Below are 24,300 nucleotides of genomic sequence, written 5' to 3'. Positions count from 1 at the left end.
GTTATTCAGATAAATCATATTTGGAGATACAAAATTGCACAATTCTGCACTGATTATGCGCTGTTCCTTTGCTTAGTGCTCCAGCAGATTCAGCATTTCCTTGCGCAGTTCGGCGGTCTTGGCTTCGACTGAAGGGTCTTCGCTGACTTCGTGGCGTGGGCGCGGGAGGTCGACGTTGATGTCGGCGATGATGGTGGCCTCGGGGCTCTTGGACATAACGAGGACGCGGTCGGAGAGCAGGATTGCTTCGTCAACGTCGTGGGTGACCATGACGACGGTGCGGCGTGATGCTTCCCAGATGTTGAGTAGCTGGATTTGTAGTTCGCGGCGAGTCAGGGCGTCGAGGGCGCCGAAGGGTTCATCGAGAAGCATGATCGGCGGGTCGATGGCGAAGGCGCGTGCGATGCCGACGCGCTGCTGCATGCCGCCGGAAAGGCGGGCGGGGCGGCGCTCAGCGGCATCGGAAAGCCCTACTTGCTCCAAGTGGTTCTTGGTAATCTCAGCGCGCTCGGTTTTGCTCAAGCCTGGTCGTGCGGAGCGCAGCCCGAAGTCGATGTTGCCGCGCGCGGTCATCCATGGCAAAAGCGCATGGTCCTGGAACACCATGCCGCGGTCCGGGCCAGGCCCCTGCACCTTCTTGTGACCGGTGCTAACGGTGCCGGTGGATGGCTCCGCGAGACCTGCAATCATCTTCAAAATGGTGGACTTGCCGCAGCCTGATGGGCCAAGCAGGGCGACGAACTCGCCGTCGTTGATGTTGATGCTGGTATCACCAATAATTGTGGTCGGGCCATAGGACTTGGTGATGGAGTCCAGTTCAACTGAGGCATCAGTCGCGGTGGTTTTTAGGGATTTAGTCATAGCGAACTACTTTCTGCAATGCGCCGACGAGGTGGTCAAGAATCAGGCCCGCGATACCGATGATGAAAATCGCGACAACAATGGCGTCAATATCCAGGCGGTTCCAGGCGTTCCACACGAAAAAGCCCACGCCGCGGCCGCCGATGAGCATCTCCGCCGCGACAATAACTAGCCACGCGGTGGACAATGACAGGCGCAGACCGGTGATAATGCCCGGCAAGGAAGCCGGCAGCCAGATATAAACAATGCGTGACCACCAGTCGGTGCCGATGGTATCCGCGAGGTTGATATACGTCGGATTAACGCTGCGCACGGCATCGATGGTGTTAATTAGAATCGGCCACAGCGCCGAGAGCAAGATGACGAAGACGGCGGTGTTTTCAGCGTCTTTGAGAAGCGCGAGACCGAGTGGCAGCCACGCCAGTGGCGAGACTGGGCGCAGAACCTGCACTACCGGATCGACAGCCCAGCGCAGCGTGGTACTGCGCCCCAGAATAAAGCCCACTGGCAAAGCTATAATCGCAGCAAGCAAGAAGCCCAATAGCACGCGCTTCAAACTGGCCATCAGGTGCCAGAAAATTCCCACGCTGGCGGGGCCATCTTGATAGAACGGGTCGGAGAGAATTTCCACCGCGCGCTGGAAGGTATTCGCTGGTGTTGGCGCGATATCACTAATCCACCCGGCGTTGGCGGCATATTGCCACACGCCGATGGTGAGGAAGAACATCACCACGCCGATAATGACGGCGTGTAGTGGTTTTGGTTTAGTATTCACCGAAAAATCACCGAGTCCATGTGGTCATAGCCACGGGTAGGGGCAAGTGGATCAAAGTCCACACCGTTGATGCTCAAACGCTCGCCGGAAACTGAAAGACCAGGCGCCAAAACACTCTGTGCAGCCTTAATGATGGTGGCATCATCCATGGTCAGGGTGTCGCCGCCCAAGCCCCAGCGCGCAATCTGGGTGGCCATCCACACGATTGCCGCCGGGTCCGTTGGATCACCAAAGGACATGCGTTCTAAGTCAGTATGCGTGTTGCCGTGCCAGTCTTGGTAGACGCCGGAAAATGGGCCATCGAGAAGCTCTGCGGGCTGGTTGAGGTATTTTTCCTGCGACAGCGTCTGCGCGGAGGAATCGAACTGCGCCGGGGTGCTCAATATGGCAGCGGCTTCTTCCAGCGCGCTGATTACACCTTGCGCGGCGCTGGAGTGCTCCGCCTTCCATTCCTTGGCCATCGCCACCGAGCAGCATGGATGCTTGTCCCACAGTTGCTTTGTCATCAGCCAAATCTTGCCGGAGCCGCTCTTGATGGCGCGCTCGTTGAACGGCTCCGGGCCGATAAAGCCATCGATGCCTTCCACGGACAGCTGCGCCACCATGTCCGCTGGTCGCAAAAGGCGCAGTTCCACATCAGCGATGGGGTCCACGCCGTTCGCGGCCAAATAGTCGCGCAGCAGCAACGCGTGCACGGAGTACTCAAACGGGATGCCCAGCACCATGCCCTTGAAATCCTGCGCGGAGTTCACTGAGCCATAGTGCTTGGAGGCCAAAGTAATGGCCTGGCCATTAGTGTTTTGGGTAAAAGACAGCTCCGTGGGGCGCGCGGCATTGGTCACGCCGGCATCAATCGCCACGGTCATGGGTGAAAGCATGTGCGCCACGTCCAGCTGTTCTGTGGCATAGGCCGTCCACAGGTCAGCCCAGCCGGAGAACTTCTTCAACACGACGTTCGCGCCGTGCTTTTTAAACAGGCCCAGGGCGTCAGCGATAGCAATCGGTGCAGAGCACGCAATGGGCACGTAGCCGATGGTCAACGGGGTGTTGTCCGCTGGTTCGCCATTGCTTGCCGATGTCCCACAACCCGCCAATCCAGCCACCGCCGTACCGACGGTCGCCAGCGCGCCCAACTGCAAAAAGCGCCTGCGGTCCAGGCGGTTTAAGCTGTGAGACTTATGTTCATGTGGCACTAGTACTGCATCTTTCACTCGGGCCGAAAGTTAATAGACCGAGCATTCAACTCTCAATAGACTGGTCTGTCTTTCAAATACGACACCTTGTGAGAGTAGTGAATAAATTGTGCCGTGTCCACAACCAGTCGCTATGCACCACATTCACCACGCAAAACAGCACCAAAATAGCATTTTGATTCGTGAATAATAACGCCCTAATGTCGCCCGAACCGCTTGGTCTATCCCAGGGCTTTGATGAAGTCGGCGACGTCGCGCACGCGCTGGCGGGCGACTTCCGGCGTGGAGATGCGGTGACGGGAGACGTACTCCGCCATAGTGAGCTCCGGCGCGCCTTGTGCGACGGCGCGGGTGTTGGCGTTATCGACGACTTCGTCTTGCAGCGCAATCTGGATATAGGTCTTTGGCCACACATCACTCGCGGGCAAAGTTTCCTCGTCGCGAATGTCATTGGGCAGTCCATCGAGGGCTGCGAAGTCTGGATAGGTAAGGAGAAGGGCGTCGATGGAGGGGGCATCGGCAAGCAATGTTGCGAGTGCACCACCTGAGGAATATCCCCACAGCACAATCTTTTCGGCGCCGTTGTTGCGCGCATGTTTAATGGCTGCGCGGCCTGCGGCGACCATGTCTGCAACCGTGTGTTGCGGCGCCAGTGGATAATCCACATCCAACGCCGTAACCCCGGCGAGGTTCGCGACCGCGGCGACCTCCGGCTGCCACTGCATCTCCAGTGCCGCGCCCGAACCGCGCCACCAGCCGCCGGAATGGAAAGAAACAATCCACCTTGATGAGGACAGCTCAGCGCTGTCCTGGCTAGTAGGGGTGAACTGGGTAAGGCCGTCGCCTGGCGTGGTGACGTCAATGCCTTCGGTGAAGGCGACACCGGGCATCGCGTGATCCACGGCGGTGCCCAGCACCATCATTGAGGACTGCGTGATGCGGTCGGTCAGCTTGGCACTATAATTATCCGCCGGAAGCGGATCGCCGGCGCCGCCTTTCCACGGTGGCGTGAAATCAGGAAGCGGAAAATGAGCCTCGAGGTGCGAATACAGCTGTTCCAGCTGGCCCTCTTGGCTCATCTTGTGGTCATATCCGCCGATATGCCACTGCTGATTTTCAACGTCATTCACCTTGTCAGTCATGCACCTAAGGTTACCGGGTGCATCACTCGGCAGGTGCCTACCAGATGGTGACGCGGTCCTTTTCTTCTACAAACATTGGGCCGTCTTCGGCGACGTCGAATGCCTCGTAGAATTCTTCGATGTTTGCGGCAATCAAGTTGCAGCGGAACTCTGCCGGTGAGTGAGGGTCCATCGCTAGATACTGCGTTGCCATCTCCGGGCGAATGGCGGTGCGCCATGCGCGTGCCCACGCCAGGAAAAGACGCTGCAGGCCGGTGAACTCCCCTGCGGCGAGCTCATCTGAACCGCCTTCGACCTCAAACTTGGCCTTCTGGCCGTTGATGTCCAAGCCCTTGTCTTCGCAGTACATGCGGTAGGCAACCACGGTGATACCCAGTCCGCCCAGGTCACCGATGTTCTCACCCAATGTGAACTCACCATTGACTCCACCGGATTCAATACCGGCGTCCTTGAGCACCGAAGGCACCTCGCCGTCGAACTGCTCCACCAGCTTGGAGGTCAGGTTTTCAAATGCCGCGCGGTCAGTATCAGACCACCAGGAATTCAAGTTTCCTTCGCCGTCATACTGCGAGCCCTGATCATCAAAACCGTGTCCGATCTCGTGGCCAATAACCGCGCCGATGGCACCGAAGTTCTCCGCCGCATCTGCCTCTGGGTTATAGAAAGGAGGACGCAAGATTGCTGCCGGGAAGGTGATGTCATTGACCACCGGATTGTAGAAAGCGTTCACCGTCTGCGGGGTGCTAAACCATTCATCACGATCCGTTGGCTTGCCAATCTTGTTCAGTTCAAAATCATGCGCCCACGCATTACCGTTGCGCAGGTTCTCCACCAGGTCAGTGCCCTGAGCTGAGAATTCCAGACCGGAGTAATCACGCCAGGTATCAGGGAAGCCAATCTTGGCCTTGAACTTACCTAGTTTCTCCAGTGCGCGCTCGCGGGTTTCCGGGGTCATCCACTCGAGCTTAGAAATGCGCTCGCGGTAAGCACGAACCAGGTATTCCACCAGTTCATCCATCTCTGCCTTGGACGATGCCGGAAAGTGGCGCTCGACGAAGATCTTGCCAATCTCCTGGCCCACCATGCCCTCAGCCAGACCGAGGGCTCGCTTCCAACGGTCACGCTGCTGGGTCGCACCAGTGAGCTTGGTGCCGTAGAACTCAAAGTTCTTCTTCCCTACTACTTCTGGAAGAACACCGGCGCGTGCGCGCAGGATGGACCAGGTTGCCCACAGCTGCCAATCTGCCAGCTGGGTTTCAGTCAGAAGCTGCGCCAAGTGCTCTTGATAAGAAGGCATCATGTTGACCACGCGGTGCGCTGAAATACCGGCGCCGGTCAGCACCGTGCGAACAATTTCTGGCAAGTCAGTGAACTCAGTTGGGTTATAGGTCTTGACCGCATCACGGGTAGCAACAACATCCCAGTGGCCAGCCGCAATCTGCTTTTCCAGGTTCACAATGCGCTCAGCTGCAACCTTGGCACCGAGGCCAAAGAGGCGAGCAGGATCCAAAAAGCCCAGCATCTCTTCCACGTGGACTTGGTATGCCGCCAAGGTCTCTGCGTGTGATTCCTCGCGGTAGTAAGCCTCATCCGGCAGGCCCAATCCGGACTGGATGATATAAGCAACGCAGTTTTCCGAACCGGAATCCTTCTCCACCCAGAAGGTCACCGGGGAGCTCACACCGAAGCGCTCTAGTTCACCCAGAACCGTTGCGAACTCATCAACGTCAGCTACAGCCAAACGGTCCAGATCAGCATCCAGCGGTGCCATGCCGGCAGCGTTGATGCCTTCGGCATCCATAAAAGAAGTATAGACAGTGCCAGCGCGGCCGGTGTCTTCCTTAACAATCTCGTGTGAAAGCTCTTCCGCCTGATCTCGCAGTTCATGGAAGGTGCCATCAACACCGCGGTCATCGGGGATGACATGGGACTTTAGGTAAGGCCCGTTAACAAATTGGTACAAGTCTTTAAGTTGCGTCATAGTGCCCATACTAGGCGAAAACACTTCGCCAAGGCAGCGATTCAGAATTTCCACTGCCGTAAAACAGCAACTTCAAAACCCCATTAATTTTCCTTACCTAACAAATAACTGTCCACGCAATGAGACACTGCAATGAGAATATATTATGCTGGCTTAGAATTTTTTACTTAATCGGAGCTTGTGATGGTTGAATCTTTTCCTCTATTGACAATTTTGCCGCCGCTAGTAGCCATCATCATGGTCATTGCCACCAAGCGGGTGCTGTTGTCACTACTTTCAGGATCCCTGCTAAGTATCTTGTTGATCACAAATTTCCACCCACTGGAGAGCCTCAAATTGCTCTTTTCCAGCGTTGTGGAACTGTTCTGGGTTGAGGGTGCGCTCAACTGGTACAACATTTTGATCCTCACGTTCTTGCTGGAACTAGGCGCTATTACCGCATTGGTTCTGATGTCCGGCGGTACCGCCGCGTTCTCTAACTGGGCGCGCAAGCGTGTGAAAAGCCGGCGCGATTCCCAGATTCTTACCGCTATTTTAGGCATGGCCATCTTCATTGATGACTACTTCAACGCTTTGGCTGTGGGTCAGATTTCTCGCCCTATCTCCGACCAGCAGAAAGTCTCCCGCGCCAAGCTTGCCTACCTGGTTGATTCCAGTTCCGCCCCCACCGTTGTGCTTGTACCTCTCTCTAGCTGGGGCGCGTCCATCATCGGTATCATGGCACCTATCATCGCTGCTTCGGCGCTGACTATGAGTGAGATGGAAGTCTTTCTTCGCTCCGCAGTCTTGAACTTCTACGCTGTTGCCGCCATCATCCTGCTGTGGATTGTTGTGCTGTGGCAACTGGACTTCGGCGCGATGCGCAAGGAAGAACAGCGCGCTGCCCTCGGTGAAGGCGTCATGGCTGAAGGCGATGACGCACCAGGTCAGATTACGGATGACTTGCCTACCCACCACAACGGCACCATTTCTGCTTTGGTTGTTCCATTCGTGGTTCTGGTTGTCGGCGTTGTGGGCGGCATGTACATCTCCGGTGCGCTCGCAGCAGGTTCCTGGTCCATGCTGGATGCGATGGCTAATGCCGATGTGGCGTTGACTCTGAATATTGGCGGTGTTGCCGGTCTGCTGGTCGCGCTTGCTTACTGTGTTAGCTACACGCGTAAGAACCCGAAGTTTGATTCCCGCGTTATTGCCAGCGGCACCTTGGACGGCGCAAAATCGATGCTTCCAGCGATTTACATTTTGCTCCTAGCCTGGATGCTGGGTTCTTTGATTGGTCAGCTGGGCACCGGCGCTTACTTCGCAAGCATTGTCACCAGCTTGTCCGTTCCACCAGTCTTGTTGATTCCTATTCTATTCCTCGTCGCCGCCGGTATGGCGTTTGCGACCGGCACCTCCTGGGGTGCATTCGGCATTCTGTTACCGCTGGCGGGTGAAATCATCAACGCTGCTGCGCCCGATGGCACCTTGTTGATTCCAGCCTTCGGTGCGGTTCTTGCCGGTTCAGTCTGGGGTGACCACTCCTCCCCTATCTCAGACACCACCATTTTGTCTTCCACAGGTGCGGGTTGTGCCGTGGCAACGCACGTTAATACGCAGCTGCCTTATGCCTTCGTTGGCGCCATTGCCGCATTGGTCGGTTACGTGCTTTATGCAGCGACTACCTCTGCAATCATCGGCTTTGTCAGCATGCTCGTAGCACTCATTGTTATCGCTGTGGTTCTCAAATCCATGAACAAAACCACCGTTGCTGAAGTCGCCGCTGAAGCATAGCCGCTGCGGCTTGTAGTCTGGTGCCTATGGCAACGTATAGACTTCAGCCGGCTCGATCGGGGAAATATTTCGCGCTGGTATGCGTCGTCATGGCAGTGGCCATCACGGCGCCTTCTGCCGTTTTATCGCTTGTATCCCAGAACCCCAAGCCCACCGAATCATTATCAATCGGGCCTATTTCTTCTGATTGGGAAATCCCTGTTGAAGGCGTGGAGTGCGTCTGGAACCAAAACGGAATGCTGCCAGATGCCTATCTGTGCGACGGCGTCAGCGTGCAGATTAACAAGGTCAAAGATGTTGAAGATTCAGACCACTCATTGCGCCGCGCAGTACGCGCCAATATGATGCTCTCCTTCACCAATGACCCGATTATTCACGCCGGAAACGCATCCGTGATGGCCATTCCACATGCCGAACTCGTAGCCATGAGCGTGCAAGGTACCGGGGAGTATGCCGGCGAGGAATTCCAAATCATGGTGCAAGGGCCTACCGATGAACTCGTCCCCCTATCCAATCAGATTTGGGACAGCTTCCACGACGATCCACTTCCCATCGACCTAGACGCAACGATGGAGCAGCTACCAGAAGGATTTATCCCCGGTATTCCGGAGCTGCCCGACAACCAAGTTCCTTCGTTGAACGCTGACGCATCCAAGCCAGAAGCAAACGAGGTGAACGCATGAGCAAGTTCTTTCGCGTTCTGACCATCATCAGCATGATCGTTGGAGTCTTCGGCTTCCTATTCATGTTCCTTACCGCGTTGTTTATGTCTCCTGGATTGGGTTTGCTCAGTGTTGTGTTGACTGCGGTGTATTTTGCCATCGCTATCTTCTTGCTTTCCCGCTTACCGTTTTGGCCGCAGAAGCGCGCAGGCGAATCACGACTGTGGATCTACGCCGCGATGCTGTGGGGTGGCGGTGTCGCCATCATTTTTACGTTTCCCATCGCCATACCGGTGATGGATATTTTCGGCTACCTCGGATACCGCGCCGACGTGTACTCCTGGGGCGGTGCTTATCCAGAAGAAATCATCAAAGCCCTCGGCATAGTGGTCATTTGTTTGGCCTTTACGCAACTATCGCGGCCGTGGCACGGGTTTATCGTCGGCGGCGTCATCGGCTTGGGCTTTGAGGTGCTAGAAAACGTGTTGTACGGCGCCAGCGGTGCCCAAATGCACCAGGATTCTGATTGGGCTGGGTTCTGGGAAACCTGGGGCCTGCGCGTTCTTGCTGGCCCTGGCCTGCACCTGGTGTGCACGGCGATTGCCGGTTGGGGGATCGGCTTGGCGCTATTTGCCGGCAGCAAGTCGCGCATGTGGCGTTTAGGTACCGCATTGTTGTGGTGGTTCGTGGCCTTCACCATCCACTACGCGTGGAACTATAACCTGGTGAGCAATACCTCGATGATCATCAAGATCGTCGTTGTCATGGCCATCATGTACTTCATCTTTGCGCGCATCTGCTTCCGCAGCATGAAGCTGTACCGAGCCGATCTGGGACAAAGCTATACCCCCGCAGCGCTTCACAAAAAGCATGCCGCAGGGGTTGCCAGCCATAGCGTCGGCCGGGGCCTAGTTATTGCTGGGGAAACTCCACGTCCAAACCAAGAAGGTCATCACCTTCGGCTACGTCGTCCTCAGGAGCGTCCTCAACTTCAGTCAGAGTGATGGTCGCACCGGTGGCATCAGCAATCAACGCCATCAGGCCGAAGGTAGACATCCACGGCTCGCGGATGACCTCACCGCCGGATTCCACGGCAGAATTGATTGCCTCATCCATGTTGCGTACACCCAGGTAGGTCTGCCAGAAGCCCCCGACCTGTGGCGGGAACTTATCCTTCGCGTTCCAAATACCCGCGAACGGTGCGCCTTCCTCTTCAGCCGTCGCGTAGTCAGCTTCACCGGCAAGGCCGGAACCGGTAATCGGCTGGGTGCGGATTTCCCAGTTGAACAGCTCACCGTAAAAGTCCAGCGCCTTAGCAAAATCCTTCGTTGCGGTCAGCTCATGCCACACCGGCAGACCCGGCTCACCGGCGGCAACGAACTGCTCAGTGTTCGTTGGCTCGATAAGGCCGAACAGCGCCCCGGCGGCATCGGTAAGCAATGCCATCTGCCCCAGCTCAACCTGCTGCGGCCCGGACAATACCTTGCCACCGAGCTCCTCCGCGCGCTGGCATTCCTTCTCCAAATTGCCCGCGCGGAAGTAAGTCACCCAGGTATCCGGCATGGTGGAATCCGCTGGCTGCGGAATGAAACCGCCGATAGGAAGGCCCTGCGTGCGGCTGATACGGTACTCATCCGTCTCCGCCGTCACCTCCCAGCCGAGCACCTTGCGGTAAAACTCGGCCGACTTTTCCGGGTTAGAAGTGGTGAGATCAATCCAGTAGGGCATGCCTACTTCCGACATAAATGCGGGCATGGTTAAAGGTTCCTCCACTTTTCAGGATCAAAATCGTCATCGGCGGTAGCTTCATCGAAGTAGTCATCATCATCGTCATCGGCCACGCCAACCACCGCGCACATGGTGCCCACGCAGACCTTGTCACCCGCGTGCAGGGTTGCGCCGCGGCGAGTATCAACCTCGCCGTTGACGGTGACTTCACCTTCCGCAATTGCTGCTTTTGCCTCTCCACCTGTGGAAACGAGGCTGGCCAGTTTAATAAACTGGCCTAGTTTGATGGACTCACCCGAGATCGGTACTTCGATGTCGCTCATAGCCACCTAGTTTACAGCCGGCAGCCAGATTCACACTTTCGGCCGCCGCAGGGGGCATGTGCTTAACGATGTCCCTGAGATCCCGATGATCTAATCCGCACAAATCCATGCGCACTTTCATGCCGCGCAGTTGGATCCCTTCGTCTTCCCAGTGGGATTTGGCGCGGTCGAAGTCGTGGGAGCTGCCGTCGGCTTTGATGACTCGCCACCAGCTTATGCGTGAGCCCCATAGCCGCATGATGGAGCCGACTTGGCGCGCGGTGGCATCAGCAGCTTTGCCCACTTCACCGTAGGTGGAGACGTTGCCCGGCGGGATAAGCCCGGCGATATAAAGCACGCGCTGGGCTACCTCCGACGGTTCCGCAGGTTCGGACACTTTTTATCGGTCTGGGCCTAGTGCTGTGGCTTGAGTTTGACCGCGGTGCCGGTGGCGGTGACCATCAACATGTCGTTGGATGCGCCCATTGGGGAGTAATCAAAAGCGATGCCCACCACGGCATCGGCGCCGACTTCTTGGCCGCGGTTCCATAGTTCGTTGAGTGCGGATTCGCGGGCGCGGACTGCTTCTTCTTCATAGCCTGCGGATCGGCCGCCGGTGAAGGAACGGAAGGATGCGCCGATGTCTTTGAGGAAGTTAATACCAGTGACTGTTTCACCCGCGATGATGCGGATGTAGGTGTCAATCTCGCGGCCTTCAACATTGTGCGTGGTAGTAAAAATCATGTCGCCTATCCTACCGTGATTGCGCGCTAGAACGGTTGGATGATTCCTTCATAAACCATCACGATTCCCAACAGAATGAAGATGACACCAGCAATGATGTCAATCAACGGCGAGTATTTGCCCAGCCATGTGGAAAATATCCGCACGATGAGCGTGACGATGACAAACCAGGTACCCGATATGACCAGCAGGATGATTCCGACGGCAAAGGTCCAGGCAATCGATATTTCGGGCCGGATAAACTGCGCGAATACGGCGCCGAAGAACACCAGCGCCTTGGGGTTGGACAGGTTGGTGTAAAGCCCCAGGCGAAATGATCGCCCCGCGGTGAGCACTGGCAGCTTGGTCTGTGCCGCCGCGGCCGCTTCTGGCGGTTCAGCTGTGGGTGCGGAGTTTTCTGTTCCCACCACGCGCGATGGGGCACGCCTGGCGCTAAAACCTGAGCGCACGGATTGGATGCCCATCCAAATCAAAAACGCGCCGCCGAACAGTTGCAGGATGCCCAGCAAGCTGGGGCGCGCGGCAATCAGCGCGGACATGCCCGCCAACGACGCGGTGAGCCAAACTGCGATGCCCGCCGTGATTCCAGCGGTGCACCACAGCCCGGCGCGCACCGAGCGCGAGGCCACTCGCATCACCTGAACCACATCCGGACCTGGGGCGATACAGACTGCGAGCCAGACGCCAATGAGGGTGAGAAGAGATGCGAAAGTCACGGAGCATTATTTTAATCTCCGTGACTTTATCGGGCAGGACTGCCCGCAGTAGTGCCCCAGGAAGGTTTAGCTTTGGGTACGGGGCTTCAGTTCTAGCCTGTCGATGTTGACGTGGTTCGGCAGCGACGCCACCCAACGCACGGACTCAGCGACGTCTTCGGCGACTAGGTTGAGCTGACCGTCATAGACGGACTTCGCGCGGTCTGCGTCGCCCTCGAAACGCACTAGGGAGAAGTCCGTTGCCACGCGTCCCGGGATGATTTCCGTGGTGCGGATGTTGTGGTTTTCCAGGCGCAATGCGCGGGAAACCACCCGCACGCCGTGCTTTGCTGCGTTGTATCCGGAGCCGCCTTCATACACGCTCCAGCCCGCGATGGAGCTCATGTTGATAATCAGGCCGGAGTTATCAGGTGCAGCTTCAATCTTTTTAATCAGCGCTTGAATCAAACGCACCGTGCCCAGCACGTTGGTTTCATACATCCAGTTCCAGTCATCGATGGATGTCTCCACCAGCGGTTCCAGGCCCTTCGCGCCGCCGGCATTGTTAACCAGCAGGTCAACGCGTGGCAGCTGCGCCGCCAATGCGTCAACAGATTCTTGCTTGGTCACGTCTAATTCAACGGCGGTGCCACCGATTTCCTCGGCCAAAGCATCCAGCTTGTCCTTGCGGCGCGCGGCCACGACAACGTGCCAGCCATCGTTGGCCAACAATCGCGCGCTGGCTGCGCCAATGCCTGACGATGCTCCGGTAACTACAGCAACTTTTTGGTTCTCTGGGATTGTCATGCACCCCACAATAGGCCAATGATTCTGCCATCACCGCCGCTGCTGCATTTCAATTCACAACTCTAGGAACCCCAGGGCCGCCTAGAGCTACGCCCTTCAATCGCGAACGCAAATGAGCTTTACTTCTTCTGAGCTCGCCAGAAATAGCCAACTACTACCGCGATGAACGCAACAATTCTGACCCATATGAAACCCACGTGAATTTCTCCCGTTTCCCTCCAGGTCCTTCGCAGCCGATTGTGTCATACAAGAAAGCGTTTATGCCAGGGTTGAATCCACACGGCCCATAAAGTGAGAACCCTTCTTGAATTGCCGTCTTCTTGGGGAAGGGCAACTAGTATCCTAAAAGGCACTTACTCACGACGCGAAGGACGAGGTGGCGTAGTGAACGCTGCGGAACCAACTTTTCAGGAGCGCTACATTGACGCCGGCCCACGGCTGACGCCTATCGAGAAGAAGATTGGTGATTATCTACTGCGAAACCCGGATGAGGTTATGGGTTCCTCGGCCTTGCGGATCGCGGAAGCGACCGGAACTAGCGATGCATCAGTTATCCGAACTATCAAAGGTTTGGGATATCAGGGACTCCGAGAACTAAAGAAAGAGTTCCTTGAAAACATCTTGGTGCGTAGAAGCTCCTCGTCAATTCTGGGCCATGACATTGAGAGCATTCAAACTAACAAGCGCCCGGCGGACAATATGCTGGAGAACTCCGCCGCCATTCTGGAAGCCTTTCGCCAAGGATTTGACCATGATGCCTTCGATCGTTGCGTTGATCTTCTCGTGGAATCACGACGGATTTACACCTACGGCCTGGGCCCGGGTTCCATGGTCGCAGGGTTCTTAGCAACTCACCTGAAGCGCGTGGGTTTCGATGCCGAAGCACTAATGCTTGCTGGTTACAGGCTTGCAGATGACCTTTTATCCATGGAGCAAGACGACTGCGTGGTTCTAGTAGCTCCATTTCACCAGACCACCGAAGTAGATGTCATCGTCGATCACACGAAAGCAGTTGGCGCGAAGGTGGTGTTAGTGACCGAAGCATTAGGCTTGTCACTGCAGGATCGCGTGGATGTCATCATCAAAACTCCACCCACAATCTCCAATGTTGTCAGCGAGCACCTGACGCCTTTTGTTTTCAGCTACGTGCTCACCATGCAATTAGCATCGCGGCAAAAAGAGGCAGCGCTCAAGCGCAACCAGCTGTTTAATGACCTCTCCGCAAAGTTCACCGGTCGCCCCGACTTTTCCTCGCCGATATTCCTCACGGACATGCCGGAAGACGTCCCCGAGGATTAAGTCATGCCCCCTAAGCACGCTAATTGAACTAGATGCGGTCACTGTTCTGAAGAACGGTGGCCGCTTTTTCGCGCGCAAAAACGTCAATTATGTCTGGACTGAAGCGCCAACTGGCAACACCATTTCCTTAGCAAACACTATTTTGAAACATTTCACTACACCCATTGACAGATTTCAAAGTAAACACTACATTGTGAACCACACCACCTTCTAACGCGGTCTGAGTTAACGCATAGGGACTGCTGAAGAGCAATCACCATTAGACAAGTAAGAATCGGTGCCGTCCACCGATTTCTTGTCTTCCCCACTCAAATGACTTTGGAGGTCAACAAACGTGGCAGCTAACAACAACCAGAACGTAGCGGTAGTCGGCGCGGGAATTATCGGAGTTATGACTGCCTGGCAGCTTGCCGAGCGCGGCCACCGCGTCACGGTCTACGACCAGTGGAATACTCCAAATGATCGCGGTGCCTCAGCAGGAGAATCCCGAATTTTCCGCACCGCTTACAAAGAGGGCGCCGACTATGTGCCCCTCATGCAGAAATCTCTACCGATGTGGGAAGAGTTGCAAGAAGGCCGGGACGTACCGATTCTCGAAATGTGCGGTGGCCTCACCATCGGGCCGCGCGATCAAAAAGACGTGCAATCAGTTCTTGCTTGTGCCGAATCTTTGGACTTAGAACACGAAATCCTCGATCGTGAGGCAATGGCCGAACGCTATCCACAGTTCCAATTAGATGAGGGTGAAGTCGGAGTCTACGACCCGGTCGCGGGAATCTTTCGTCCTGAGCTCGCGGTCTTAACCGCCCGCGAAGAAAGCAAGCGACTCGGCGCAACATACCGGCCTTACACTCCAGTACTCAACATCCGCGCTACTGCCGATGGCATCGCAGTAGACACTGCCGCTGATGCTGAACGCTTCGACAAAGTAGTCCTCGCCTCCGGACCATGGGCTGCAAACCTTGCGCAATCTGCCGGTTTCGCGCCCTCCCTGGTTCAAGCAAAACGCCTGGTAGCCGGATGGTTCCCAGCTCGTGATGTTGCACAGCATCAACCTCAGAATATGCCGATCTCCATCCGCCGCCACGAAGAAGCAGGATTCTCCTGCTTCCCAATCCTGGATGGAACTGCGGTGAAGATCCTTCCTCATCACCTCAACTGGATGGATATCGACAGCCCTGAAGACCTGCCAAGGCTCATTGAACCTGAATTTGTTCGAGCCATTGAACGAGCAGTGGACCGATTGATGCCGGGCCTGGATCCTGCTGCAGTGCGTGTCTCCAGCTGGACCGAAGGCTTCACTCCAGACGGAGCACCCGTCGTTGGCCCATCACCTGCCGATGACCGCATTGTCCTGGCAGTCGGAATGTCCGGCCAGGGCTTCAAGTTCGCACCCGCAGTCGGTTCCATCGTCGCCGACTACGTCTCCGACAATCAGTCCCCTGACGCCGTCGACATCATGTCCCCACAAAGGTTCGAGAAGGAGTAAGCCGTGAATATTGGAACTACGGTACTCATCAGTGCGGTTTCACTTTTGGTCATCGGAATCGGCGCCTATATTGCCTACATCGTAGGTAAAAAGCACAATTCCAGCGAGGACTGGATGGTTGGCGGCCGCAGCCTGCCCGTTTATGTTGTCGGTTTCTCCCAAGCGGCAACCGCCGTCGGCGGCGGCGTGCTCGTGGCCCACGTCGGTATCGCATACTCCTGGGGCCTTTCAATATTTTGGTACGAACTATTCGTCGTATTGGGAATGCTCATCATCGTGCTTTTCGCTCGATGGCTACACAAAGGAAACTTCTCCACAATTCCAGAGGTCTTTGCCCGGCTCTTCGGAGACAGCAAAACCTTGCTCGCGATTATCGCAGTCGCAGTCATCCTGGTTCCGTTTGGCTGGTTGGCCACTCAGTTTGTCGCATTTGCCAGCCTCTTCGGTGAGGTCACCGGGATCGCAACCACTCCGTTGATCATCGTTATGGCAGTTATCAGTGTGCTGTTCGTCCTGCCCGGCGGCTTAACCTCCGTTGCGTGGTCTGACTTCTTCTTTGGCGTGTTCATGGTGATCGGCTCGGTCGTCGTGGCTGGCTACGCTATCTATCAAGCCGGCGGCCTCGGTGAGATTGTCAGCAATGTGCCCGCCGAGATCACCGCGGTCCCCGAAGGATTCGGCGCCGCTGGAGTCATGACCATCCTGCTCTGGGCATTCTCCATCCTGCCCGGAACCGTCACCAACCAGATGTACTACCAGCGCATCTTCGCATCAAAGACTGTTCGTCAAGGCCGTCAGGGTATCTACATCGCAGCAGCCGGCATTATCCTCGCTGGTTTCTACGCATTGATTATTGGTCTCGCCGTGCGTTCCATGAATGGCGGACTCGGCGTCGAAAACCGTGAGCAGGCCGCTGGTTGGTTCCTGGGACAGATTCCAGCTTGGCTGCTGGCAATATACGGAGCTTTCCTGATGGCGACCATCGTCTCCACCACCGGTTCCGCACTGCAGTCAGTGGTTGCCAACCTCGTACATGACTTGCGCAATGCGTTCGTCAGCGAGAAGCGCCTGGAAAACAGCAACATGGTGACGGTCTCGCGCTGGTGCACCATTGCTGTTACCTTGGTCGCTGCTCTACTGGCTGTCCTGTACCCACAAGCGCTGGAACTATTGGTCGCTACTTACGCCTACTCAGCTTCGGTCCTTGCAGTACCGCTTATCTGCGGCATGATCCTGATTAAGCGTGGTCAGATTCCGGTGATGGTCTCTTACCTCTCAATGGCAGCTGGCCTCCTTGGTTGTGCCATCGCCCATGTCATGGGTACTGAGATTCCTTATGCCATCTACGGCATCGTTGCCAGCCTGATTGTCTTCATCATCGCTTATATGACGATCAAGCCTAAGAACGCCCAAGCCCAGACCCAGACCGAGCCACAGCCAGAACCTGCTAGCCAAAATGACGTCGCAGCAACTGACTAACCTGTAGTTGCCGCAGACACTCCCTAAGTAAGAGAAACGAAGAGGCCTACACGCGCATTACGTCGTGTAGACCTCTTCTCCTCATAACAAGGGACCTTGTCCTTGCTTTCTCTGCTTCAAATATATGGCAGACATTGAGACTAGACAACCAATGGAGGCAATCTTGCCGGAATACACTGTTGAAGCGACATCCTGGGAGACCCAGGGACTCCTTCAGGCTAATTCGCCGAAGTTCGAGAGACTTGAAAAGTAAGGGGAACGTTCCCCCATTCACGATTCAAGACATTATTCGGACCTTATTTTTCGTGTATCCATGGTTGAAGGGTTTTCCAGCCTTGTGGAAATCCCATATCCGCTGGAGATTTTGAAGGCATTTCTGAGAACGAACGATCCAAATATTGCCCCATGCCTCGAGCCCACTCGGTATTCCCTTCAATCGATTCCAGCAAAAACGCCATAATTGTGAGAACTCCGTACATATCTTTAGACTGCCCGGGGTTTGCAAAATCTTGGAAGAACCCACGCACGCCTTGTGCATCAGAAATGTCTTTGGCTCCGAATTTACGATCCCAGAGCCGAGAATGGTGTGCCGTGAAGTTTCGCACTAGCGAAAGCTGATGAAGCCAACCCGATAAATTGCTTTGCCGCTGTTTCCTCTTACGCGGTGGATCATTCAGTTCAAACTCTCGAGCGAGTTTCCGTTGGTCTTTCGAGTGAAGCTGCTCATACATCTTCGAGAGATCAGAAAAGTCTAGTAGATCCGTTAACACCCAAAAAGGAAGTCGGCCACCGTATTGTGCTTCGTGATGGAGAGCAACTTCATCATTTCCCGCTATTGCACGGTCGATTCGCAGCTTAAAGGTCTTTACTAGTTGTGTATGCTTTCTTGTCGACCGAAAATACCATGGCATCATGTGCACGTCAGGATCGTATTCACCGAGCAAATACCCCATTCGCGCTCTCAGTGAAACTTCAATCTTTTCTATCCCAGAAAAGACCCTCGTTCTCAACCCCCGATCAAAGACGTAGAGAGAAACAATCTCATCAAAAGTAGTATTATCCTGAAATTTGTTCAGCTTGTTTCCATCCTCATCGGTGACCCGAAAATGGAACATATATAGGCTCAACCGGTAGTATCCAGCCTCTTGCAGCCACTTAGTTGCGAAGTCAGGATCATTAATGATCAATCCCCGCTCACAGAGCAGGTCAATCTGTTGCGCATAAGTTTTGTAAACCTTCAACGGTCGCGAGGTGCCGGAATTCATAGGTTTAAATGTATCAAGCCCGCTCCCAGTTGAAACTGGTGCGGGCTCAATGATTATCTCTAGGTTATACGAACAGATACCCAAATGTCTATTCCTCATTTCAAGACGCAAAGAGCCTGCGACTTGTATCGACTCTAGAAACTGCCAAACATGTAGTCCTAAAGAGGGACACTTTTGACATCACGTATCTGCAGGTTACAAACCCTATTAACCTTCCGAACTAGAGTAAACCAAGCAATAGTTCACGACAGCTTTCGTTTACCGCACCACGAAGCTTTCGATTTCAGCTATTCGGCTTTAGGTCAAGCATATGCTCCTCTCCAATGGCGTGAACGTACTGTGAGCTTTCCACACTCACGCTGAACTGGCCGGACAGTGCAGCTAGGTGTTCTACCATGGAGATAATCGTTTGTTTCTGATGGATACACTCAATCCAATGGGTTGGGCTCCCGTCGAATCCATAATGTGCCCCGGCTAGTTAGCCGTAGACAGCTCCAACAGTATCCGCATCGTGGGCAAGGTTAACTGCCAGCACCGCACCCTCTTCAAAGTCATTGGTTCGGGTAAATGCCCACAATGCAGCTTCCATCGTGTGCACCACGTAGCCAGTGGAAGAAATCTGGTGGCGTTCTTTCTCCAAGTAGGCGCCTTTCAGCACTTCTTGAAGCTCACTGGATTTCATAACGTAAGCCATCTGCTTCCCAGTAGAAATGATCTGCTCTTTACTCCACCCTTGAATCGCTCCCACGATGAGCGTTCCATAAGCAGCACAAGCTTCGATGCATTCTAGGCTCGGATGCGTCGTAATTGAACTTGCCGCCGCCCATAAATATGTCTGTTTAAGACTCTTGTAAGCAGCCATGGGAACTGGTGCGAGCCGCATCAGCGACGCATTTCCGGAGCCGCGACTCTTAGACAAGGGACTTATCACAGTGCCCGTTCGGGTAAATTCCCAAGCGCGCGCACCGTCTGTTGACCGATGCCGAAGCACTTCCCTGTGCTGGAGAAGTAGCCATCCTCCATCCAACCTTTATAGCGACGCAATTGATCCCCAAAATCAAAACTCCCAGAGTCAAGAAGGCTGTCAGCAAGGCACAGCGCCATCGAAGTATCGTCGGTCCACTGGCCTGGTTCCAGTCCATAGTGACCGCCACCAACAATGTCTGTCACAGGTGGAAGCGCATCTCGCTTGGCAAACTCGAGTGTCGTCCCCAAGGCGTCCCCAACCGGCAGCCCCATCAGAGCACCCGTCACTTTCATGCTTTCAGCATTCATATTGGCCATATTATGTCAGCATTTGCACGAGCATACGAGGAACACACATCGCCCGAAAACGTTGCAAGAACTGGCACAATCCACTCAATCACCAAAACAATCTGTGTCCCAAGGATTTGCAGATTTTTCTGGAGATATACGCGTGAACTCTACTAATCAATCTATTATCAGGTACGTAAACTTGTCTGCAGAAAGATGAGGTGGACTGTGGTGTTAACTCTTGGACCGATAATGCATGACGCGGGTATTAACTATGGAGATGCATTAGCAATCCGGCACGTGTTTATTACGTCCCATGATGACACCGGCGAACGAGGGATTCACATAGACTCGACTGCCGAGGAAATCTTAACGTATACGTCGAGCCAATCCGCCGCCACGCACAAGTTCCCGCACGTTCCTCCACGCTTTTGGCTCGTGTTCATTCGTGAGGGAGGAAACCAAGCTCGATTATGGAAAGTAGTGGAAAACCACGGCGAGGCCTCCAATGACGGTATTCGGCGAATCTTCACACTGACAGAATCGGAACGGATGAGCGATCTAGCTGGCAGACTAGTAATTAATTGGCGCGCACCACGCACTTGGCGGTTAAATGGGGCGACGGTCGCAAATTACGCGGTAGAAACTATCGCCGAAGCAGAACCAATTCCTTTCCCCGGTTTCGACAACCTAATCCTGAGCTACGCATTGCTTCAATCGGTCATTCGGGATTCCAAGTACGCGTCGTGGAGGACAGCTCTCAGCTCAGTTAAAGGCATCTACTTGATTACCGATACACGGAGCGGACGCCATTACATTGGTAAGGCTGATGGTCCGGAGAGTATTCATCAGCGCTGGCACTCTTACGCTGCTAATGGGCACGGAGGCAATAAGGAGCTTAAAGCGCTAAATCCAGATTCATTTCGGTTCTCATTGCTACGCATATTTGATCCGTCCACCCCAAACAGCATTATTGACTCAGCAGAAAGCCACTTCAAGCTAGCGCTCGACACAAGAATTCATGGCCTGAACTCAAACTAATCCCGAGCCAATGCGACCTTTAGGCTGCCCGGGTAGAGCCATTGAAATTAAACGACTAGTGCGGGTAAACCTGCCGGAAGGTGATTTTGATGCGGCCTTCTTTGAGGCCGCAGGATTCATCAAGGGTGCCGGGACGGGTTTCGGGAACGCCGTGGAAGGCTTGGCGGTTGGGTCCGCCGAAGACGACGAGGTCACCGGAGAGCAAAGCGATGTCATCCCAAGGTTTGTTGCGGTGCTCAGTGCTGCCGATGCGAAAGACGGCTTCATCACCAATAGATAAAGACACAATCGGGGCGAATGTAGTTTCGTAGGCATCTTGGTGCATGCCCATGGTGGCGCCGGGTGGGTAGAAGTTAATCAGCGCCATATCGGGATGATAGTTGGTGGTCCAGGGCTGAAGTTCTTCGGCGACATCGGCAGCCGCGCGCAAGCCGCCATGGGCAATGTCTAGGAGGTTCTGCGGCACCGGGCGCACATTGGTCGCGCCCATCCGGTCAACATAGCGGTAAGTCTGATGGTCCCAGAAATGTCCTAAGTTCAGCATGAATACGCTCATCTGCCCGCCGGATTTCAACACTGGTTTCTGCATGGCCATCGGGGTGCCGGCCATGAGCCGGGCTTCATCGCGAAGCTGTTGCACCAAACCCTGCTGCGTCGGCGTATCCAACCACCCCGGGACATGCGCAACCCCGGGCTTAATCTTCGCCGGATTGCGGTCGATGCCATGAAACAACATGGCACCCATCCTAATTGCAGAGCTTTTTGACACAATGATTCTATGAGCGAATATGATGCGGCATCCAATGATCAGCTTGGCCATCTAGATAAATACGGAACGTGGGAAGCCATGGTATCCGGGCAGTGGAACATCCCTGGCCGCCCGGGCACGGCGGCGGAGCATACCCGTGGTTTTGAGCTATCAAAGCAGCTCAACGACTTGGGAAACACAGATCCGGATAAGGCGAGGGAGATTATCGCGGAGATGATTCACCCGGACTCCGGGCCGACCATGATTCATGCGCCGCTCAATATTGAATTCGGCACCAATCTGCGCTGCGGGGACCGGGTGTTTATTAACTTCAACGCCACCATCCTGGCCCAAGCACCTGTCACTTTAGGCGATGATGTCATGATTGGCCCGAATTGCTCCCTTATTACCGTCGGGCATCCGGTGGCGGATCATCAGATGCGCCGCGGCGGCTGGGAGCAGGCTAAACCTATTTCTATTGGCGCTAACACGTGGTTGGGGGCGAATGTGACGGTGTTGCCGGGGGTTAGCATCGGTAAGAATTGTGTCTTGGGCGCTGGCACCATGGTCACCCGCGACATCCCTGATAATTCTTTGGTGCTGGGCTCCCCGGGCAAGGTGGTGCGCACTCTTAATGAGTCCCAGCCGCTGGAGCGCAGCCAGCATGATGGCCCGGTTGATGGCGTTCACAGCCGTGGCTAGTATTTTTGACCTTCCTACCATTGGCCGCGGTCTGCCGGTCGCTGATGATATTGACCGGCTGCCGGGGCTGCTTTCGGCCACCGGCCGGCTGGTGGTTCAGGCACCGCCTGGCACGGGTAAGACCACGTTGGTGCCGCCGGCGTTGGCGAATTATCTTGAAGCCCCTGGCAAAGTACTGGTCACCGCCCCGCGGCGAGTGGCGGTGCGCGCGGCGGCCAGGCGTCTGGCGCAGCTGGACGGCAGTCGCATTGGTGACAAGGTTGGTTTTAGCATCCGCGGTGAACACCACCCGGGCACGCACGTGGAGTTCATGACTCCCGGCGTGCTGTTGCGTAGGCTGCTGGGCGATCCGGAATTGGCTGGGGTGGGCGCGGTGGCTATCGATGAAGTCCACGAACGCCAACTCGACACCGACCTGGTGCTGGCCATGCTGCTGGAATTAGCAGAGCTTCGCGATGATTTGGCGCTCGTCGCCATGTCCGCCACCCTGGATGCGCAGCGTTTCGCCGGGCTGATGAACGCCGGCGTGTTAGATACCCCGGCGGTGACCTATCCGCTGGAGACTCACTACGAACCGCACCCCGGCCGGGCTGGCTGCACGCGGGAGTTTCTGACACACCAGGCTAAGCAGGCGAAACAAGTGCGCGATGACACCGGGCATTCGGTTCTGGTTTTCGTCCCTGGCGTGCGCGAAGTCGAACATGTCTGCGCGCAGATTCCCGGTGCGCTGCCTTTGCATGGCCGGCTGACTTCAGCGGAGCAAGATCGCGCGCTAACGCCCACGGATTCCCCGCGCATTATTGTCTCCACCTCCATCGCGGAGTCTTCCCTGACCGTGCCCGGCGTGCGCGCCGTAGTGGATTCGGGGCTATCTCGCGTCCCGCGCCGTGACGCTGCTCGCGGCATGACCGGACTGGTTACCGTGTCCGCGGCGCAGTCCACGGTGGATCAGCGCGCCGGTCGTGCCGGACGTGAAGGTCCTGGCACCGTGATTCGTGCTTATGCGCAGTCGGATTATCAGCATGCAGCAGCGCACATCACCCCGGAGATTGCCACCTCGGATCTCACCGAGGCTGCTTTGATGATCGCCGCGTGGGGTGGCGGCACAGACTTCCCGTTGCCGGATAAGCCGCCGCACAATGCCTGGGCGCAGGCACAGGATGCGCTAGAAGATATCGGCGCGGTGCACGACGGCACCATCACCGCGTTGGGCACCAGGTTGTCTAGGTTGCCGCTGCATCCGCGCCTGGGCCGTGCGCTGATTGAATGCGGTCCGCAGGCGGCGCCGACTATCGCGGTGCTATCAGATTCACCATCGGGCAATATCGCTGCAGTCCAGCCGCCGCAACGAGAGGTCAAGCACCTTGAGAAGCTGGTCTCCACAGGCAGCGGCATCAGTGATGCCGGCATCATTACTGGGCTAGCCTTTCCGCAGCGTATTGCCAAGAAAGTGAATGATTCTGAGTATCTCTTGGCCTCCCGCACGCGCGCGTGGTTGCCGCCAGGCACGTCAATACATGCGAGTGAGTGGCTGGCTATCGCCGATGTCAGCGTGGCCAAATCCGGTGCGGGCAAGGCAGGTTCGGTCATCCGCGCCGCAGCCACTATTTCTGAACCAGACGCCCTGGAGATCATCGGGGTGGATGAGACCATCACTGCGACCTTTACCGGCGGAAAGCTCCAGGGCCGGGCGATAAAGCGCGCAGGTCCCATTGAGCTATCCAGCACCCCGGTCAAGGTTCCACCAGATAATGCTGCCGCCGCGCTAGCCGATGGCATCCGCACCCAAGGCCTAACCCTCTTCACCTTTTCGGACAAAGCCCAAGCTCTGCGTGAGCGCATGAGTTTCCTGCATGAACAGCTTGGCGATCCGTGGCCGGATGTGGAATCCGCTGACCCCGAATACTGGTTAGGCCCTGAACTTGATGCCCTGGCCCATGGCGCGTCCCCGAAATCCGTGGACATGTACCAAGCACTACAGCGGCTTCTGCCATGGCCGGAGGCGAACTCTATGGATGAGCTCGCTCCAGCAAGGCTTGCGGTTCCATCCGGATCACATCCCCGGATTGATTACTCCACGGGCCGCCCAGTGGTCCGGGTTAAACTCCAAGAATGCTTTGGCCTGGCAGAATCTCCCGAATGCGCTGGCATACGCGTGCAATTCCATCTACTCTCTCCTGCCGGTCGCCCGCTTGCGGTTACCGATGATCTGAAGAGTTTCTGGTCCGGCCCCTACGCCGGCGTGCGCGCCGACATGCGCGGACGCTACCCCAAACACCCCTGGCCCGAAGACCCGTGGAGTGCGCAAGCCACCGCCCGCACCAAAAACCGCATCTAGATACGCGTCGACCCTGGGTCCA

The 24,300-nt window shown here is 55.8% G+C and carries 24 protein-coding genes; 9 read left to right on the top strand and 15 right to left on the bottom strand.

Annotation, left to right across the window (positions count from 1 at the left end; all coding sequences use genetic code 11):
* Positions 1-72 precede the first annotated feature (72 nt).
* The 5 genes from CCASEI_RS01175 to CCASEI_RS01155 form a co-directional block, all read right to left on the bottom strand.
* Positions 73-861 (bottom strand): ABC transporter ATP-binding protein, encoded by a 789-nt coding sequence (locus CCASEI_RS01175; RefSeq protein ID WP_025386915.1) that lies wholly within the window; start codon positions 859-861, stop codon positions 73-75.
* Entirely contained in the window at positions 854-1,636 is a 783-nt protein-coding gene (locus tag CCASEI_RS01170; RefSeq protein WP_006823800.1) for an ABC transporter permease, read from the bottom strand. Before CCASEI_RS01170 ends, CCASEI_RS01175 begins: the two co-directional genes overlap by 8 nt.
* On the bottom strand, positions 1,633-2,829 hold the full coding sequence (locus CCASEI_RS01165) for an ABC transporter substrate-binding protein (RefSeq protein ID WP_006823801.1): 1,197 nt from the start codon (positions 2,827-2,829) through the stop codon (positions 1,633-1,635). The genes CCASEI_RS01170 and CCASEI_RS01165 overlap by 4 nt, the downstream gene beginning before the upstream one ends.
* A gap of 221 nt (positions 2,830-3,050) precedes the next feature.
* Complete coding sequence (locus tag CCASEI_RS01160) at positions 3,051-3,971, bottom strand: alpha/beta hydrolase (RefSeq protein ID WP_025386914.1); 921 nt, start codon at positions 3,969-3,971, stop codon at positions 3,051-3,053.
* Between the two features lie 37 nt (positions 3,972-4,008).
* On the bottom strand, positions 4,009-5,952 hold the full coding sequence (locus CCASEI_RS01155; protein WP_025386913.1) for a M13 family metallopeptidase: 1,944 nt from the start codon (positions 5,950-5,952) through the stop codon (positions 4,009-4,011).
* 183 nt (positions 5,953-6,135) lie between these two features.
* On the opposite strand from CCASEI_RS01155, the gene CCASEI_RS01150 reads away from it, so the two are divergent.
* Genes CCASEI_RS01150 through CCASEI_RS01140 form a run of 3 tightly spaced genes read left to right on the top strand, consistent with a single transcriptional unit; the run spans position 6,136 to position 9,391 of the window.
* The gene (locus tag CCASEI_RS01150) at positions 6,136-7,725 is read left to right on the top strand and encodes a Na+/H+ antiporter NhaC family protein (protein ID WP_025386912.1); all 1,590 of its coding nucleotides are present in this window, start codon (positions 6,136-6,138) and stop codon (positions 7,723-7,725) included.
* Between the two features lie 26 nt (positions 7,726-7,751).
* Entirely contained in the window at positions 7,752-8,408 is a 657-nt protein-coding gene (locus CCASEI_RS01145) for a hypothetical protein (RefSeq protein WP_025386911.1), read from the top strand.
* Positions 8,405-9,391, top strand: coding sequence for a PrsW family intramembrane metalloprotease (locus tag CCASEI_RS01140; RefSeq protein WP_025386910.1), 987 nt, complete (start codon positions 8,405-8,407; stop codon positions 9,389-9,391). The genes CCASEI_RS01145 and CCASEI_RS01140 overlap by 4 nt, the downstream gene beginning before the upstream one ends.
* On the opposite strand, the gene CCASEI_RS01135 is transcribed toward CCASEI_RS01140, so the two are convergent.
* From CCASEI_RS01135 to CCASEI_RS01110, 6 genes are all read right to left on the bottom strand, one after another.
* Positions 9,300-10,142, bottom strand: coding sequence for a VOC family protein (locus tag CCASEI_RS01135; protein WP_006823807.1), 843 nt, complete (start codon positions 10,140-10,142; stop codon positions 9,300-9,302). The two genes, CCASEI_RS01140 and CCASEI_RS01135, sit on opposite strands and share 92 nt — an antisense overlap.
* A gap of 2 nt (positions 10,143-10,144) precedes the next feature.
* Positions 10,145-10,438: an RNA-binding S4 domain-containing protein gene (locus tag CCASEI_RS01130; RefSeq protein ID WP_006823808.1), complete on the bottom strand. Its 294-nt coding sequence runs from the start codon at positions 10,436-10,438 to the stop codon at positions 10,145-10,147.
* Entirely contained in the window at positions 10,407-10,814 is a 408-nt protein-coding gene (locus CCASEI_RS01125; RefSeq protein WP_006823809.1) for an MGMT family protein, read from the bottom strand. Before CCASEI_RS01125 ends, CCASEI_RS01130 begins: the two co-directional genes overlap by 32 nt.
* A 17-nt stretch (positions 10,815-10,831) precedes the next feature.
* Entirely contained in the window at positions 10,832-11,161 is a 330-nt protein-coding gene (locus CCASEI_RS01120; RefSeq protein WP_006823810.1) for a YbjQ family protein, read from the bottom strand.
* A 26-nt stretch (positions 11,162-11,187) separates the two neighbouring features.
* Positions 11,188-11,877, bottom strand: coding sequence for a LysE family translocator (locus CCASEI_RS01115; protein ID WP_025386909.1), 690 nt, complete (start codon positions 11,875-11,877; stop codon positions 11,188-11,190).
* 66 nt (positions 11,878-11,943) lie between these two features.
* Positions 11,944-12,663 carry an SDR family oxidoreductase gene (locus CCASEI_RS01110; RefSeq protein ID WP_006823812.1) on the bottom strand — a complete coding sequence of 240 codons (720 nt, stop codon included), beginning with the start codon at positions 12,661-12,663 and terminating at the stop codon, positions 11,944-11,946.
* A 384-nt stretch (positions 12,664-13,047) separates the two neighbouring features.
* Here CCASEI_RS01110 and CCASEI_RS01105 point away from each other — a divergent pair, with 384 nt between their 5' ends.
* From CCASEI_RS01105 to CCASEI_RS01095, 3 genes are all read left to right on the top strand, one after another.
* Entirely contained in the window at positions 13,048-13,962 is a 915-nt protein-coding gene (locus CCASEI_RS01105) for a MurR/RpiR family transcriptional regulator (protein ID WP_006823813.1), read from the top strand.
* Positions 13,963-14,296: 334 nt separating this feature from the next.
* Positions 14,297-15,451 carry an N-methyl-L-tryptophan oxidase gene (solA, locus tag CCASEI_RS01100; RefSeq protein ID WP_025386907.1) on the top strand — a complete coding sequence of 385 codons (1,155 nt, stop codon included), beginning with the start codon at positions 14,297-14,299 and terminating at the stop codon, positions 15,449-15,451.
* Between the two features lie 3 nt (positions 15,452-15,454).
* Complete coding sequence (locus CCASEI_RS01095) at positions 15,455-16,930, top strand: sodium:solute symporter family protein (protein ID WP_006823815.1); 1,476 nt, start codon at positions 15,455-15,457, stop codon at positions 16,928-16,930.
* 296 nt (positions 16,931-17,226) lie between these two features.
* Here the strand turns inward: CCASEI_RS01095 and CCASEI_RS01090 are convergent, their stop codons facing one another.
* From CCASEI_RS01090 to CCASEI_RS15580, 3 genes are all read right to left on the bottom strand, one after another.
* The gene (locus CCASEI_RS01090; RefSeq protein ID WP_006823817.1) at positions 17,227-18,195 is read right to left on the bottom strand and encodes an Abi family protein; all 969 of its coding nucleotides are present in this window, start codon (positions 18,193-18,195) and stop codon (positions 17,227-17,229) included.
* A gap of 478 nt (positions 18,196-18,673) precedes the next feature.
* Positions 18,674-19,078 (bottom strand): ADP-ribosylglycohydrolase family protein, encoded by a 405-nt coding sequence (locus tag CCASEI_RS15585; RefSeq protein WP_269843399.1) that lies wholly within the window; start codon positions 19,076-19,078, stop codon positions 18,674-18,676.
* A 44-nt stretch (positions 19,079-19,122) separates the two neighbouring features.
* Positions 19,123-19,479 (bottom strand): ADP-ribosylglycohydrolase family protein, encoded by a 357-nt coding sequence (locus CCASEI_RS15580; RefSeq protein ID WP_025386904.1) that lies wholly within the window; start codon positions 19,477-19,479, stop codon positions 19,123-19,125.
* A gap of 270 nt (positions 19,480-19,749) precedes the next feature.
* On the opposite strand from CCASEI_RS15580, the gene CCASEI_RS01080 reads away from it, so the two are divergent.
* A complete protein-coding gene (locus CCASEI_RS01080; RefSeq protein ID WP_225868421.1) occupies positions 19,750-20,490 on the top strand; it encodes a GIY-YIG nuclease family protein in 741 nt (246 codons plus the stop codon).
* 55 nt (positions 20,491-20,545) lie between these two features.
* On the opposite strand, the gene CCASEI_RS01075 is transcribed toward CCASEI_RS01080, so the two are convergent.
* On the bottom strand, positions 20,546-21,226 hold the full coding sequence (locus CCASEI_RS01075) for an alpha-ketoglutarate-dependent dioxygenase AlkB family protein (RefSeq protein ID WP_025386903.1): 681 nt from the start codon (positions 21,224-21,226) through the stop codon (positions 20,546-20,548).
* Between the two features lie 42 nt (positions 21,227-21,268).
* On the opposite strand from CCASEI_RS01075, the gene CCASEI_RS01070 reads away from it, so the two are divergent.
* A complete protein-coding gene (locus CCASEI_RS01070) occupies positions 21,269-21,940 on the top strand; it encodes a sugar O-acetyltransferase (RefSeq protein WP_006823820.1) in 672 nt (223 codons plus the stop codon).
* Positions 21,918-24,278 carry an ATP-dependent RNA helicase gene (locus CCASEI_RS01065; RefSeq protein ID WP_051461226.1) on the top strand — a complete coding sequence of 787 codons (2,361 nt, stop codon included), beginning with the start codon at positions 21,918-21,920 and terminating at the stop codon, positions 24,276-24,278. The genes CCASEI_RS01070 and CCASEI_RS01065 overlap by 23 nt, the downstream gene beginning before the upstream one ends.
* Positions 24,279-24,300 lie beyond the last annotated feature (22 nt).

The sequence above is a fragment of the Corynebacterium casei LMG S-19264 genome (assembly GCF_000550785.1).
Classification (GTDB): domain Bacteria; phylum Actinomycetota; class Actinomycetes; order Mycobacteriales; family Mycobacteriaceae; genus Corynebacterium; species Corynebacterium casei.
This window is presented reverse-complemented; position numbering and strand designations above follow the sequence as displayed.